Origin of the sequence: Brevundimonas abyssalis TAR-001 (assembly GCF_000466985.1) — a bacterium.
In the GTDB taxonomy this organism is placed as follows: Bacteria; Pseudomonadota; Alphaproteobacteria; order Caulobacterales; family Caulobacteraceae; genus Brevundimonas; species Brevundimonas abyssalis.
Genome location: NZ_BATC01000015.1, coordinates 35,340 through 49,243, shown reverse-complemented (window position 1 = coordinate 49,243; position 13,904 = coordinate 35,340). Strand labels below are relative to the sequence as shown.

Sequence of the window (13,904 nt, the reverse complement as noted above, 5' to 3'; positions counted from 1 at the left end):
CCCGAATGAGACTCTGGACGCGAAAAACAGTGCAATTGCAGTGCAAGACCCGGGAAAAAACAGGGTCCGAAATGTCCGAAATCCCGTTCGGAGCGTGCGGTTGAGCAGGCGACGGTCTGAAGCGAAAAAAAACAGTGCAATGGAGTCTCACCGTCTCACGTCCCCGCGCTGATCCCTGTCGCCGGACGGGAGTATAAGGGCGCTGAAACAGGGTGGGCGTAAACAGGGACGGCGGCGCAGCCAATCCATTGGAAACAAACGGATCGGGCGCCGGGAAGCGGTGGCGCATCCGGTGGCCCCTTCGCCCTGACCGTGCGTATGGATCGCCGGGACGGGCCCGGCGATGACGGTGATCTAGCGCTTCCCGGCGGGGGGCTGGGCGTAGCGAGGCGGGCGTTGAGCTTGTCCAGCAGGTCGACGGCGCACTCGGCGATGACCGTGCCGGGGGGATAGACCGCCGCGGCCCCACTCTCGATCAGGGCGGGCACGTCGCCGGGCGGAATGACGCCGCCGACCACGATCATGATGTCGGGGCGGCCCAGCTTTTCCAGCTCGGCCTTCAGTTCCGGCACCAGAGTCAGGTGTCCCGCCGCCAGCGACGAGGCGCCGACCACATGGACATTGTTGTCGACCGCCTGTTTCGCGGCCTCGGCGGGAGTCTGGAACAGGGGCCCGGCGTCCACGTCGAAACCGATGTCGCCATAGGCGGAGGCGATGACCTTCTGGCCCCGGTCGTGGCCGTCCTGGCCCAGCTTGGCGACCAGAATGCGGGGCGGGCCGCCGTCGTTCTCGACGAAGGCGGCGACCATGCCGCGCGCGCGGGCCAGTTTCGCGTCGGCCCCGGCCTCGGCGGCGTAGACGCCCTTGACCGTCTTCACCTCGGCGACATGGCGGCCGAAGGCGGCCTCCATGGCGTCGGACATCTCACCCACGGTGGCGCGGGCGCGGGCGGCGTCGACGCACAGCTCCAGCAGATTGGCGTTTCCGGCGGCGCCCGCCTTCAGGGCATCCAGCGCGGCCCGGCAGGCGGCCTCGTCCCGCTCGGCGCGCAGGCGCTTCAGCTTGTCGATCTGGCGGGCGCGGACGTCGGCGTTGTCCACCTTGAGCACCGGAATGTCGTCGGCCAGATCCGAGAGATATTTGTTCACGCCGACGACGGTCTGCTGGCCGGTGTCGATGCGGGCCTGGGTGCGGGCGGCGGCTTCCTCGATGCGCAGCTTGGGGATGCCGGCCTCGATGGCTTTCGCCATGCCGCCCAGCGTCTCCACCTCCTCGATGTGGGCCAGGGCGCGGGCGGCCAGGTCGTTCGTCAGCCGCTCCACATAGTATGAGCCGCCCCACAGGTCGGCGCTGTCGGTCATGCCGGTTTCGCGCTGCAGGAAGATCTGGGTGTTGCGGGCGATGCGGGCCGAGAAGTCGGTGGGCAGGGCGAGGGCTTCGTCGAGCGAGTTGGTGTGCAGGCTCTGGGTTCCGCCGTGGGCGGCGGCCATGGCCTCCACCGCCGTGCGGGCCACATTGTTGAACACGTCCTGGGCCGCGAGGCTCCAGCCGGAGGTCTGGCAGTGGGCGCGCAGGGCCAGGGACTTGGCCGACTTGGGCGCGAACTCGCGCTGGATCAGCGAGGCCCACAGCAGGCGCCCGGCGCGCATCTTGGCCACCTCCATGAAGTGGTTCATGCCGATGGCCCAGAAGAAGCTGAGGCGCGGGGCGAAGGCGTCGATGTCCATGCCCGCGGCCACGCCCGCGCGGGCGTATTCCACCCCGTCGGCCAGGGTGTAGGCCAGCTCCAGGTCCGCCGTCGCTCCCGCTTCCTGCATGTGATAGCCGGAGATGGAGATGGAGTTGAACTTCGGCATCTCGCGCGCGGTGTAGGCGAAGATGTCGGAGATGATCCGCATGGAGGGGGCCGGCGGATAGACGTAGGTGTTGCGGACCATGAACTCCTTGAGGATGTCGTTCTGGATGGTCCCGGTCAGCTTGTCGCGGCTGACGCCCTGTTCCTCGGCGGCGATGATGTAGAGCGCCATGATCGGCAGGACGGCGCCGTTCATGGTCATGGACACCGACATCTGATCCAGCGGGATGCCGTCGAACAGGGTCTGCATGTCGAGGATGGAGTCGATGGCGACCCCGGCCATGCCCACGTCGCCCGCCACGCGCGGATGATCGGAATCATAGCCCCGGTGGGTGGCCAGATCGAAGGCGATGGACAGGCCCTTCTGACCGGCCGCCAGATTGCGGCGATAGAAGGCGTTGGACGCCTCGGCCGTGGAGAAGCCCGCGTACTGGCGGATGGTCCACGGGTTGGTGGCGTACATGGACGGGTAGGGGCCGCGCAGATAGGGCGCGACGCCGGGCAGGCCGTGGACGAAATCGAGCCCCTCGAGCGCAGCGGCGCCGTAGGCCGGATCAACGGTGATCTTTTCGGGCGTGGTCCAGCCGTCACCTTGGGCGGGCGCGGCCGAGCCGGTCTGGTCGAAGGTCAGGGTGGTGAAGTCGGGCAGGCTCACGGGTGCGCCTCCACATGGTCGGACAGGCGGGTGGGGGCGAAGGGCGTGCAGGCGTCGTCGGCGCCGGCCTGACGCACATCCGGCGCGGGGACCGCGTGGGCCGGGCGCGGGTCGATGGTCACGGGGTCTTCGTCAGCGGGATAGAGGCTGACGCCGAGGATCGGGGCGGAGCCGTCGCGGGTGGAGGCGATCAGGGCCTCGCGGGCGCCGGCCACGTCGTCGGCGAGCGAGCCGGACAGGAGGGCGGCGGCCAGACCGCCTTCGGCTTCGATGGCCTGGAACACGGCCCAGCCCGCGCGGGCCAGATCGTCGGTCAGCTGCTCGAAGAAGAAGGCGCCGCCCGCCGGGTCGGCGACGCGCCCCAGATGGCTCTCCTCCATCAGGATCAGCTGGGTGTTGCGGGCCTGACGGCGGGACAGGGGATTGTCGCCGCCCAGCGGCGCGGTGAAGGAGTCGAGCACCACGGCCTGGGCGCCGCCCACGGCTCCGGCGAAGGCGGCGGCGGTCAGGCGCAGCAGATTGTTGTGAACGCCCCGGTCGGCCAGCATGCGGGCGGAGGAGCGGACCTCGATCACGGCGGGCGCATCCGAACCGCAGGCTTCGGCGATGCGCGCCCAGATGGCGCGGGCGGCGCGCAGCTTGGCGATCTGCACCGGATAACGGGCGTCGGCGGACAGGCCCAGGACGATGCGCTTCAGCCCCTCGGCAGGCGCGATCCCGGCGGCCTCCAACGCGCGCAGATAGGCGACCACGGCGGCGGCCATGACGCCCAGCTCCTGGGCCTCGGTCCCGCCCGCCTCATGCACGAAGCGGCCCGAGGCGAGGAACAGGCTGGCGCGGGGATAGGCCCCGGCGTGGCGGGCGCCGGCCTGGGCGGCGGCGTTGACGTGGGCGGCGACGGGGCCGGCGCTGGCGCTTCACGGGCGAAGGCGGACAGGGGGTCCAGATGGAAGGCGAGGGGGGCCTCGGGCGCGCCTTGGCCAGCACGGCCAGCCAGTTGGCGCCCTCGGCGCCCATGAAGCCTGCATCCAGCGCGACAGGGGCGAGATCGAGCAGGACGCCGTCGAGGGCGCGGGCCAGATCGTCCTGCGAGCCCACGGTCACGCCGGCCTCGCCCGCCGGATCGAGCCGCAGCAGCAGCGAGGCCGCGCCTTTGGTCAGGGCGTCATGGGCCAGGGCGTTGGCGCGCGCGGGCTCTGGGTGGTCGATGAGGGTGCGCAGATCCCACGGGCGGTCGCGGTCGCCGGACAGGCCCGGGCGGGCGCGCAGGACCGCGCGGTCCGGGTCGGCGGCGTAGAGCGGCTGGATCGCCAGACCATCGGCGGTGCGGCCGATCAGGGTCTCGAACGGCGCGCCTTTCAGGCCCTTCTCGGCGAGGGCGCGCCAGTCGGCGAGGGACGGGACGGGGAAATCTGGGCTGAGGCTTTTCACGGCGCGAGTGATGGGCCGCGGGCGCCCGGCCCGTCAAGCCGGGCCGAAACAGCGCGCCTTAATCCCGCATTTTTCGAGCCCACTTCATTGACGCACAAGGGGTCGGGCCTCGCGAGAGGCCGATTTCGCCGCACGCGTTCGCGGCGCCCGCACACTGACGCTCACGATCCATCATGGAGGCGCGAGCGTGATCCCAGCCGAATCCCAGTCCAGCGCGAGGCTGGACCTGCCCTATCTGCAGGCCGGGCAGATGCAGAAACATGTGACCCTGAACGAGGCCCTGACGCGGCTGGACGCCCTGGTCCAGTGCGCGGTGGTCAGCCGGTCCATCAGCGAACAGCCGGCGGCGCCGGACGACGGCGCGCTCTATATCCTGCCCGACGGCGCGACCGGCGCGGCCTGGTCGGCGATGACGCCGGGCGCGCTGGCGCGGTTCGAGGCGGGCGGCTGGACAGCGATCGCGCCGCCGCCGGGTCTGCGGGCCTTCGTGGCGGATGAACAGCGGCTCGTGGTGTTTGGCGAGGACGGCTGGATCGAGGTGGGCGGGAGCCCCGACCGGCTGGACGATCTGCAAGGGCTGGGCGTCGGCACGGCCTCGGACGAGACCAACGCCTTCGCCGCCAAGCTGAATAGCGCGCTGTGGACCGCGCGGACCGAGGGCGAGGGCGGCACCGGCGACCTGCGCTCTGTGCTGAACAAGACGGACGAGGCGAAGACGCTGTCGCTGCTGTTCCAGTCGGGCTGGTCCGGGCGGGCCGAGATCGGACTGATCGGCGACGACGATCTGGTGCTGAAGGTGTCGCCCGACGGGGTCGTGTGGCGCGAGGCTGTGCGAATCGATCGTCAGACCGGGCGGCTGGGCTTTCCGGTGATGGACGCGTTGCTGCGGCCCGCGACCCAGGATGTGCTGACGGCCTTCGAAACCCCGCCCGGGCGGGTGCGGGCCTTCCTGATCGACGACCTGATCAGCGCGCTGGAGGCCGCCGGGGTCTGGGCGCGGCTGAGCGCGCTGTATGTGACGGCGGCCCACGACGAACAGGCGGGGCGGCTGAATCTGAAAACGCCGGGGCTGTACGACCTGACGCCCATGAACGGTCCCGCCTTCACGGCGGACCTCGGCTGGTCCGGTGACGGCGTGGACGCCTGGGTGGACACAGGTCTGAGCGCCTCGGCGCTGGCGGACGGCGGGACCGGGCTCGCGGCCGGCGTCTGGGTGGCGGCCAATCCATCGCCGGGGACCAGCCAGTTCCCGCTGGGGCCGGTGGACGGCGACGAGACCCTGTCCATGGCGATCAGTCCGACGACCGGCAATTTCAGCGCGCGGGTGGGGACCGGCGCCCTGGCCGTGTTCGGCGCGGCGCCCGCCGTGACGGGCCATTTCTGCGTCAGCCGCACCGGCACGACCCATGTGTCCGGCTATCACGACGGGGTGCTGATCGGGGCGCCGGCCAGCGCCTTCACCGGCTATGCGGGTGGGTCGACCGGCCTGTTGCGGCGGTTGGGCAATTTCCACAACGGAACCCTGGCGGCGGCCTGGCTGGGCCAGGATCTGGACGCGGGCCAGGTGGCGGCGCTGCACGGGGCGCTGGCGGCCTACCTCGGCCAGGCGGGGGTGGTCTGATGGAGCGCGATCCACAGCCCGAAGGGGATTGGCGGTTCCGCCGGGCCTATACCTATGCGGCCACGGTGGCGGGGCTGGGCCTGCTGGCGGTGCTGGTGTGGCGGCTGGAGGCGCCGCGGGAGCTGATGTGGGTGGCGGTGGCGCTGATCGTGCGCGACGCCTGGCGCGAGACCCTCTACATCGTCGCGCCCTCGGCCCAGGCCATCGTGGCGGGGCTGGCCGCCTGGCGGGGCGGGCATGAGGGCCCCGGACGCGCGCGCGCTGCAGGCGACGCTGGGGAGCCTGGGGCTTTACTCCGGCGATCTGGACGGGGTCTGGGGGCCGCTGTCGCAGGCGGCGTTCGACGCCCTGGTGGAGGGATTTCGCCGCTGCCGTCCGGCGCCCAGGCTGAACCGGTCCATGGGATGGTCCTGGGACCAGTCCGAAGGCGCGCTCTATTTCGACGGACGCTGGGTGGCGCGGGGCTATTCGGGGCGCGGGGAGGGGCGGAACAACCCGGCCATGGAGGCGGTGCGCGGCGTCGGGCCCATCCCGGCCGGGCGCTGGCGCATCGGCCCGCCGCGCACCAGCACGCGGACCGGCCCGCACATCATGGACCTGACGCCCATCGGCCATGACGCCCATGGACGCAGCGCCTTCCAGATCCACGGCGACAACGCGACCGGCGACGCATCGTCCGGGTGCATCGTCCTGCCGCGGGCGTATCGGGAGCGAATCAGCGGCGGCGCGTTCAGCGTGCTGGAGGTGACGCCATGATCCAGATGTTTCCCGGCCGGACGCTGATTCCCGGGTGGGTGAAGATCGTGGCGGTCGTGCTGGCGATCATCGCGGCGGTCGCCCTGGCCGCGCATCAGTGGGACCGGCTGTGGTCCTGGCTGCCCTGGTCCGACGAACGGCGGCTGGAGCGGGTGATCGACCAGCGCGACCGCCTGGCCGCCGAGGCCGTCGCCCAGGCCGCACACATCGAGGTGCTGACCGCGCAGGCGCGGCGCGTCGAGACCGTCCACCGTCAGGTGATCGAACTGCGAGACCTGACCGATCCCGTCATCCATGAAGCCCGGAGCGCGCCCGATGCGTCCACACCGCTTGATCCCGATCGCGCTGATCGCCTGCGCGAGCATGACCGCCGCCTGTGCGAACTGGCGCCCGGCGCCTGCGCCGGTCCAGCCGCCGCCCCTGCCGGAAGCGGCGACCCGGCCCTGTCCGATCGCGACCCTGGCTGAGGCGCCGACCTGGGCGGACCTGGAGGCCGCCTACATCGTGCGGGGACGCCAGCTGGTGGAATGCGACCTGGCGCGGCGGCTGGCGGTGGAGACGCTGGAGGCCATGGGCGCAGCGCCAGGCCCATGAGCGGCAAATCATGCCGGGCGGCAGGCAAAATCTGCAGGGCGTGGCGGCGAACCGGCAAAATGTGCAGGGTTCGGGGCGTGGTAAATCAACCTATAACGCTGTGATTTCAGTGGTTTGATTGCTGTCGCAAAGCGCTCAAACTGGCCCGCCCCTTGCTTCAATGAGCCTGAGCAAAATGCTCCCGGCAGTCAAAATGACGTCGGACACCTTGAAAGAAAAGGACGCGTCATGCTGAACAGCGTGAACACCAACGTGGGCGCTATGGTCGCCCTGCAGAACCTCTCGCAAACCAATTCCGAGCTGAATACCGTTCAAAACCGGATCAACACCGGCAAGAAGGTCAATTCGGCCAAGGACAATGGAGCCATCTGGGCCATCGCCCAGAACCAGCGCGCCGAAATGGGCGCCCTGAACACCGTCAAGGAAAGCCTGCAACGCGGTCAGTCGACCGTCGATGTGGCCATGGCCGCCGGCGAATCCATCTCCGATCTGCTGCTGCAGCTGAAAGAGAAGGCTCTGGCCGCGACCGACGAGACCCTGACGACGGCGTCGCGGAGCGCCTTGGCCGAGGATTTCGATTCGATCCGCGACCAGATCACCTCCGTGATCGAAAACGCCTCGTTCAACGGCGCCAACCTGCTGGATGGCTCGCTGACGGGTGGCTACAAGGCCCTGGCCTCGGCCGACGGCACCTCGACCATCGACGTGGCTGGTGAGGACATGAGCCTCAGCGGCTCGATCGTCACCCTGGGCGCCGCGGACAGCATCACCACCACGACCGACGCGACGGATTCGCTCGCTCTGGTGGACGCTTCCATCGCCAACGTCTCGGCCTCGCTGGCCCGGATGGGCACCAGCTCCAAGGCGCTGGGCACCCACCTGTCCTTCGTGGGCAAGCTGCAGGACAGCCTGGAAGCCGGTATCGGCAACCTGGTTGACGCTGACCTGGCCAAGGAGAGCGCGCGACTCACCGCTCTGCAGACCAAGCAACAGCTGGGTGTGCAGGCGCTGTCGATCGCCAACTCCTCGACTTCCATGCTGCTGGGACTGTTCCGCTAATCCAGGAACGGGGAGGGAGCGTCCACGGGCGCTCCCTCCGTCTTCCCGCCTATCGGGAGGCGCCGGCCTGATGACCGGCGAATGAGGGATGGATGCACATGCAAAGATAAGCCGCGCTTCGTTTCCGGTGGTCCCCGCCACATCGTCGTCCGCATCGGGCGATTTTGCGGATCCGGGACCGTCAGAGGAAGCCGAACGCCTCGCGCGTTACCGTCTGGTGATCGAGGAGGGCGCCGCCAAGGGCGCGTTCGTCTACAAGATCCTGGACCGCGAGACCGGAGAGGTCGTCCGACAGCTGCCTCGCGATGAGGTTGCCCGCATCGGAGATCAATCCGGCTACGCCGCAGGAGCGGTGATCGACACCCGGGCCTGAATCCCGAGGGTCATCAAGAGCGCCGAACCGCCCGACCGCTGGTCGAGGCGGATATCGTGGTTAGCGCGCGTTAACCATACGCATACGACTCGGTCGATACCGTCCCCCTAGAAATCCTCGGGGAACGAAGACCCATGACCAGCAGCGTTCACACCAACACATCCGCGCTGATTGCGCTTCAGAACCTCAACCGGACGAACGAACGTCTGGAAGCGGTCCAGGGACGGGTGAACACCGGCCTGAAAGTGCAGGGAGCCAAGGACAACGCGTCGGTCTGGGCCATTGCCCAGGGGCAGCGCGCGGACCTGGGCGCCCTGAGCGCCGTCCAGATGAGCCTGGATCGCGCCACTTCGGTGGCGGATGTGGCCCTCTCGGCGGGAGAGACCATCTCGGACCTGCTGAACCAGCTGAAGGAGAAGGTCGTCGCCGCCAACGACGAATCGCTCAAGACGCAGTCGCGGGAGCTGCTGAACGACGACTTCCAGGCCTTGCTGGGATCGATCGCCCAGGCGGTTCAGAACGCCGAGTTCGACGGCGCCAATCTGCTGGACGGCTCCCTGACCAACGGGGTGCGCTTCCTGGCCAACGCCGAGGCGGACGCCTTCGTCACCCTCAGCACCCGCGACCTGAGCCTGGGCGGCGGCATCATCGACCTGACCCTCAGCTCGAACCTGCTGAACATGACCGATGCAGCCGCGGCCCTGACGGATCTGAACAACTCCATCTCCCAGGTGAATTCGGCCCTGGGCGCCCTGGGGTCGCAGGCCAAGCAGATCGAGGCGCACAACGGATTCGTCTCGCGCCTGATGGATACGGTCGAATCGGGCATCGGCAATCTGGTGGACGCCGATCTGGCCAAGGAGAGCGCGCGGCTGACGGCCTTGCAGGTCCAGCAACAGCTGGGCGTGCAGGCCCTGTCCATCGCCAACCAGGCCCCGCAGGTGATCCTGTCGCTGTTCCGCGGCGGTTAAGCACGATTTCGGGCTGACGCTTAAGCCTTCGTTTGCTGCGTCGGGCGCATCCTGGAGGCTGGAGCGTCCATGATCGACAACAGCTACATTCTGGGTCTGTTCGGGCAATACGGTTTCACTACCGGCACGAGCAGTCTTTCCACGGGCGCGACGCAGCGGCTCAAGGCCCAGCCGACTCCGCCGTGGGACACGACGCGCCAGGCGCAGCAGAGCGATCTCCTGCGCGCCGCCCTGGCCGGACGCAGCCTGATCAACGAGGGCGCCGCGCGGCTGGACGTGCCCGGCGCCTCGGCCGACTACGGCAAGCTTTTCACGCTCTATCAGGGGTTGGCCTCCCTGGCGGCCCTGGCGGACCAGGCGGGAAGCCCCGGCGCCTCGACGACCCAGGTTTCGCTGGCCGACAAGCGATTCGAGGCCGGACTGTCCGAAGTCACCGGCTGGATGGCGCAGGCGGGGTTTGACGCCTTCTCCATGGTGCAGGGGACCTCCAGTTCGCTGTCCAAGAGCACGGCCGGCGTGGTGCGCGACACCTCCAAATCCCTGACCGGGCCGATCCACGAGGGGGGGCTGGCCGATCCCGTGGCCGCCTTCGAGGGCGACGTGCAGTTCCGTATGACCATCGGCAAGCTGGAGACCTCGGTCGATATCGACATCGATCTGGCCGAGATGGGCGCCCAGCCGCGCACGCTGAGCGCCGTCATCAGCCACATCAACGGCAAGCTGGAAACCGCCGGGGTCCAGACCCGCATCGGCCGCGAGATGATTCCGTCCGAGGAGCGCACGATCCAGGTGGGCGACAAGACGGTGAAGCTGCCGGACGGTCCCGAGCGCTGGGCGCTGATGGTGCGCGGATCCTCCGTGGAGACCGTGGAGTTCTCCGCGCCCGACACGGCCGACGCGGTCTATGTGGTGCAGGGATCGGGCGCGGGAAACCAGCTGCTGAAGTTCACGGACGGGGCAGGCGTGGGCGCGGCCGCCGGGATCGGAGAGACCCACTGGGTCGACGGGCGCATGTCCCAGAACGGCCTGCCCGAGGGCATCAGCGCCATACGGGCCACCGAGACGGACGCCGAGGGCAATGTCTGGATGGTGGCCGATCTCAGCGAGGGGAGCGCCACCCAGCCGATCAAGGGGACCAGCGACGTCGCCCTGATGAAGTTCGATTCCGCCGGACGACTGGTGTTCTCGCGGGCCCTGGGCGCGGCCAGCGAGGCGTCGGGCTACGCCCTGGCGATCTCTGACGACGGCCGCGTGGCCGTGGCCGGGTCGGTCACCGGGGCGCTGGTCAACGGTGATGTGGGCGCCAACCGCGCCGTCTCGGACAGCTTCGTCACGGTCTATGATCTGGACGGTGTGGAGCAGTGGACCCAGCGTCGCGGCGCGACGGCGGCCGACGAGGCCACCGCAGTGACCTTCGGCGATGACGGAACGGTCTATGTGGCGGGCCGGGCGAAATCGGCCATGACCGGCGCCTCGGCCGTCGGCGGCTGGGACGGATACCTTCAGGCCTTCAGCCAGAGCCAGGCCTATCCCACCGCGCCGATCACGGCGGCTTCGAAATTCACCACCCAGTTCGGAACCGCCGGGGACGACTCCGTCGCGGCGGTGACGGTGGAAGGCAACGACCTCTATGTGGCCGGGGTGGAGAACGGGCGCGGCGTGCTGAGGCGCTACACCCTGAACCCGACCGGCGCGCGACCCTGGCGGCGACGCGGGACCTGGGCCTGATGGGCGGCGAGATCGCCGGACTTTCGGTCTCGGATGGACGGGTGGTGGTGGCCGGGACCACCCACAACTCGGATCTGGCATCAGGGGCGACGGTGAATACGGCCCATGCGGGCGGCAAGGACGTTTTCGTCCTGTCGCTGGACCCCAGTCTGACGGCGGACGGCAACGACCGCATCACCTTCTTCGGCGGAGCGGGTGACGACACCGCCGCCGACATGCAGGTTCGTGACGGCAAGGTCTGGCTGACCGGCGTTCACGACCGTCCGCTGGGCGGTCTGGAGGACGACCCGACCGAGGCCTACGCCGCGCGTCTGGACGCCCAGACCGGCGCGGTGGAGTGGAGCCGCGTCTGGCAGGGGGCGGGCAACCAGGCGGCTCCGGCGACGCTCGCCGTGGCGGCGGGCGGCGCAGCGTGCTGGACCGGCTTGGCCTGCCGACCGGTGTGATCGCCCAGGGGGACTCCAAGCTTCTGACCGCCGCCACATCGGTGCGTGTGGGTGACCGTTTCGAGGTGGTGGGCGCGAACGGCCGGGCGCGGACCGTGACCATCGAGGCGCGCGACACCCTGCAGTCCCTGGCCCGCAAGATCGAGCAGGCCTCCAACATGCAGTTGAGGGTGACGGTCGCCTCGGAAGGCGGCGAGGTCACCGGCAAGGACGGCGAGACCGCCCTGACCATGGGGGGGCTGCAGCGTCTGTCCATCAGCGCTCGTGACGGCCGCGAGGGCGCGATCCTGAAATCGGGCGCTGCGGGGCGCGACGCCCTGGCGGGGTTGGGGCTGAGCCCCGGCTTCATCGGCCGGATCTCCGGCAACGACGCGCGCACGACCTATGGGGTGGATCTGCCCAACACCCTGAACCTGGCGACCCCGGACGCGGCGAAGCGCGCGGGTGAGGCGATCCTGGCGGCCATGAAGGTGGTGCGCGACGCCTATCGCGACCTGAAACCCGAAGACCCCCTGACCAAGGCGAGGGGCCAGGCGCCGGCCTATATGACCGCCCGCATCGCCAACTATCAGGCGGCCCTGAACCGTCTGACGGGGGGATAGGGGAAAACCCTCTCTGGAGTTCGCTTGCTGGTTGACGGCGCGCCTGCGTCGGGGGTTATTGCCGGGAAGATTTCCGCGAGAGGTTCATGGCGTTTCCCAACGACAACCGCATCATCCTGGCGCTCGGCGCCGTTCTGGCCGTGGTGGCGGCCGTGGTCATCGCCCTGATCTTCATGGGGCGGGGCGGCGATGATGAGCCGACGACGCCGGAAGAACGCGCGGGCCTGCAGCTGGATGTGACCGAGGCGCCCGATCTTGAACCGACGCGCGAGCTGCGCTGTTTCGTGGACGGCCGGTTCGTGGGCATGGCCACCCTGGCGGACTGCGCCCGCCAGAACGGCGTAGCCACCGAAGGCCTGGACGTGGGTCTGGACGAGACCGGGGCCCTGGCCGCCGCGCCGACCGCCCAGTTCGCCCCGCCGCCCGAGGAGCCGCCGCTGGAGTTGACCGAGGCCCAGCCCATCACTCCGCCCGAGGTCTCGCCCGTCGGCCCCGCGCCGCAACCGGTCCAGGCGGGCGCGCCCTGTCTGCGCCACGTGGGCGGCGAGTGGCGTCAGTTGTCGGCCGGCATGAGCCAGGGCGCCTGTGTCCAGGCCCTGTTCGCGGGCACCTGCGTGCGTCCCGGAGACGCCCAGTACGGCCGCTGGGGCGACCTGACCCTGCGGCTGGTGCCGCGCCGGGTGGAGCAGTCCCAGGACAACAGCCGCTTCCGCACCCTGGCCGAGCAGGACCGCAACTGTCAGTTCCCGGGGCTTCGTTGATGAGACCGCTGCTTCTTTCCGCCGCCCTGATGGGCCTGACCCTGGCCGCCTGCTCCACAAGCACCGAGGCGCCGTTCGACCAGGGCGTCTGCTACCATGTGGTGGAGGAAGGCGAGGAGGTGCGCTTCAACGTCCTGGCCGAGGATGTGGAATCCATCGAGTTCTGCGCCGCGCGGCTGGAGGAGATGCGGCTGAACTTCCTGAGGCTGGGCGGCTCGGTGCTCGAGATCAAGGGCTCCTATCAGGGGCAGTTCATCTTCATCGAACGGGCCGGCGTCTATTTCGGCCAGACCCTGGAGGGGGGGCGGTTCTTCGCCCTGGCCCGCACCGGGGACGGCCGTCTGGCCATTCCCGGCGTCATTCAGCGCCCGCCGGCCTCGACGCCTGAAACGGCGGATTGACGTCACGCACGCGGCGTGAACAATATGTGAACATGGTGTTCCTGAGAGCGTTCGCGCGCCTTCGGGAAGGCCTTATTGAACAAGGAAAAAGCAATGGCGGGCAGCGTCAACAAGGTCATTCTGGTGGGCAACCTGGGGCGTGACCCCGAAATCCGCAATCTTCCGTCGGGCGAGAAGGTCGCGAACCTGTCGCTGGCCACCTCCGAGCAGTGGCGCGACAAGGCGACCGGCGAGCGCAAGGAAAAGACCGAGTGGCACCGGGTGGTGATCTTCAACGAGAACATCGTGCGCGTGGTCGAGAACTATCTGAAGAAGGGCTCGACGGTTTACATCGAGGGCTCCTTGCAGACCCGGAAGTGGACGGATCAGCAGGGCGTGGAGAAATACTCCACCGAGGTGGTGCTGCAGAAATTCCGCGGCGAACTGACCATGCTGGGCGGCCGCAGCGAGGGCGGCGGCTCGGGCCCGCGGGACGACGACGGCTATTCGTCGGGCTTCTCCAGCGGCGGCGCCAACAAGCCGTCCGGTCCGAAGGAAAGCTACGACCTCAACGACGATATTCCATTCTAGGGCGCTACCGCTCGGCTCGCGGAGCCTCGCTGCTTGAGCGCGGGCGCTTCTTCCCTCTCCCTATGGGAGAGGGCTGCGCGC

14 protein-coding genes and 1 pseudogene are annotated in these 13,904 nt (G+C 69.2%); 12 read left to right on the top strand and 3 right to left on the bottom strand.

The window, feature by feature from the left end:
• Positions 1 to 386: 386 nt before the first annotated feature.
• The 3 genes and pseudogenes from scpA to MBEBAB_RS17955 form a co-directional block, all read right to left on the bottom strand.
• Positions 387 to 2,510: pseudogene (gene scpA, locus MBEBAB_RS06155) on the bottom strand (methylmalonyl-CoA mutase); the annotation flags it as partial.
• Positions 2,507 to 3,316 carry a methylmalonyl-CoA mutase family protein gene (locus tag MBEBAB_RS17960; RefSeq protein WP_148291454.1) on the bottom strand — a complete coding sequence of 270 codons (810 nt, stop codon included), beginning with the start codon at positions 3,314 to 3,316 and terminating at the stop codon, positions 2,507 to 2,509. The gene MBEBAB_RS17960 and the pseudogene scpA, both read right to left, overlap by 4 nt.
• Positions 3,309 to 3,941, bottom strand: coding sequence for a methylmalonyl-CoA mutase family protein (locus tag MBEBAB_RS17955; protein ID WP_158332122.1), 633 nt, complete (start codon positions 3,939 to 3,941; stop codon positions 3,309 to 3,311). Before MBEBAB_RS17955 ends, MBEBAB_RS17960 begins: the two co-directional genes overlap by 8 nt.
• Before the next feature lie 187 nt (positions 3,942 to 4,128).
• Between MBEBAB_RS17955 and MBEBAB_RS15055 the strand changes: the two genes are divergently transcribed.
• From MBEBAB_RS15055 to ssb, 12 genes are all read left to right on the top strand, one after another.
• Positions 4,129 to 5,562, top strand: coding sequence for a DUF2793 domain-containing protein (locus MBEBAB_RS15055; protein WP_021697078.1), 1,434 nt, complete (start codon positions 4,129 to 4,131; stop codon positions 5,560 to 5,562).
• A gap of 237 nt (positions 5,563 to 5,799) precedes the next feature.
• Positions 5,800 to 6,318, top strand: coding sequence for a tlde1 domain-containing protein (locus MBEBAB_RS06140; protein WP_021697077.1), 519 nt, complete (start codon positions 5,800 to 5,802; stop codon positions 6,316 to 6,318).
• On the top strand, positions 6,315 to 6,785 hold the full coding sequence (locus tag MBEBAB_RS06135) for a hypothetical protein (RefSeq protein WP_021697076.1): 471 nt from the start codon (positions 6,315 to 6,317) through the stop codon (positions 6,783 to 6,785). Before MBEBAB_RS06140 ends, MBEBAB_RS06135 begins: the two co-directional genes overlap by 4 nt.
• A gap of 355 nt (positions 6,786 to 7,140) precedes the next feature.
• Positions 7,141 to 7,971 (top strand): flagellin, encoded by an 831-nt coding sequence (locus MBEBAB_RS06130; protein WP_021697075.1) that lies wholly within the window; start codon positions 7,141 to 7,143, stop codon positions 7,969 to 7,971.
• 127 nt (positions 7,972 to 8,098) lie between these two features.
• Positions 8,099 to 8,344, top strand: a complete 246-nt coding sequence (locus MBEBAB_RS17400; RefSeq protein ID WP_021697074.1) for a flagellar protein FlaG — start codon at positions 8,099 to 8,101, stop codon at positions 8,342 to 8,344.
• A gap of 134 nt (positions 8,345 to 8,478) precedes the next feature.
• Positions 8,479 to 9,315, top strand: a complete 837-nt coding sequence (locus tag MBEBAB_RS06120) for a flagellin (protein WP_021697073.1) — start codon at positions 8,479 to 8,481, stop codon at positions 9,313 to 9,315.
• Positions 9,316 to 9,384: 69 nt separating this feature from the next.
• Complete coding sequence (locus MBEBAB_RS17395) at positions 9,385 to 11,043, top strand: NHL repeat-containing protein (protein WP_242397107.1); 1,659 nt, start codon at positions 9,385 to 9,387, stop codon at positions 11,041 to 11,043.
• Positions 11,043 to 11,489 (top strand): hypothetical protein, encoded by a 447-nt coding sequence (locus MBEBAB_RS17390; protein ID WP_242397106.1) that lies wholly within the window; start codon positions 11,043 to 11,045, stop codon positions 11,487 to 11,489. Before MBEBAB_RS17395 ends, MBEBAB_RS17390 begins: the two co-directional genes overlap by 1 nt.
• A complete protein-coding gene (locus MBEBAB_RS17385) occupies positions 11,456 to 12,091 on the top strand; it encodes a hypothetical protein (protein ID WP_242397105.1) in 636 nt (211 codons plus the stop codon). Before MBEBAB_RS17390 ends, MBEBAB_RS17385 begins: the two co-directional genes overlap by 34 nt.
• An 86-nt stretch (positions 12,092 to 12,177) precedes the next feature.
• Complete coding sequence (locus MBEBAB_RS06110) at positions 12,178 to 12,852, top strand: hypothetical protein (protein WP_021697071.1); 675 nt, start codon at positions 12,178 to 12,180, stop codon at positions 12,850 to 12,852.
• Positions 12,852 to 13,253: a hypothetical protein gene (locus MBEBAB_RS06105; RefSeq protein ID WP_021697070.1), complete on the top strand. Its 402-nt coding sequence runs from the start codon at positions 12,852 to 12,854 to the stop codon at positions 13,251 to 13,253. Before MBEBAB_RS06110 ends, MBEBAB_RS06105 begins: the two co-directional genes overlap by 1 nt.
• Before the next feature lie 93 nt (positions 13,254 to 13,346).
• On the top strand, positions 13,347 to 13,823 hold the full coding sequence (gene ssb, locus MBEBAB_RS06100) for a single-stranded DNA-binding protein (RefSeq protein WP_045318942.1): 477 nt from the start codon (positions 13,347 to 13,349) through the stop codon (positions 13,821 to 13,823).
• Positions 13,824 to 13,904: the final 81 nt, after the last annotated feature.

Excerpts from the sequence above, each read along its gene's own strand:
- MBEBAB_RS06140 (WP_021697077.1), top strand. The coding sequence starts at position 5,800 with ATGAGGGCCCCGGACGCGCGCGCGCTGCAGGCGACGCTGGGGAGCCTG.
- MBEBAB_RS06135 (WP_021697076.1), top strand. The coding sequence starts at position 6,315 with ATGATCCAGATGTTTCCCGGCCGGACGCTGATTCCCGGGTGGGTGAAG.
- MBEBAB_RS06130 (WP_021697075.1), top strand. The coding sequence starts at position 7,141 with ATGCTGAACAGCGTGAACACCAACGTGGGCGCTATGGTCGCCCTGCAG.
- MBEBAB_RS06120 (WP_021697073.1), top strand. The coding sequence starts at position 8,479 with ATGACCAGCAGCGTTCACACCAACACATCCGCGCTGATTGCGCTTCAG.
- MBEBAB_RS17395 (WP_242397107.1), top strand. The coding sequence starts at position 9,385 with ATGATCGACAACAGCTACATTCTGGGTCTGTTCGGGCAATACGGTTTC.
- MBEBAB_RS17390 (WP_242397106.1), top strand. The coding sequence starts at position 11,043 with ATGGGCGGCGAGATCGCCGGACTTTCGGTCTCGGATGGACGGGTGGTG.
- MBEBAB_RS06110 (WP_021697071.1), top strand. The coding sequence starts at position 12,178 with ATGGCGTTTCCCAACGACAACCGCATCATCCTGGCGCTCGGCGCCGTT.
- MBEBAB_RS06105 (WP_021697070.1), top strand. The coding sequence starts at position 12,852 with ATGAGACCGCTGCTTCTTTCCGCCGCCCTGATGGGCCTGACCCTGGCC.
- ssb (WP_045318942.1), top strand. The coding sequence starts at position 13,347 with ATGGCGGGCAGCGTCAACAAGGTCATTCTGGTGGGCAACCTGGGGCGT.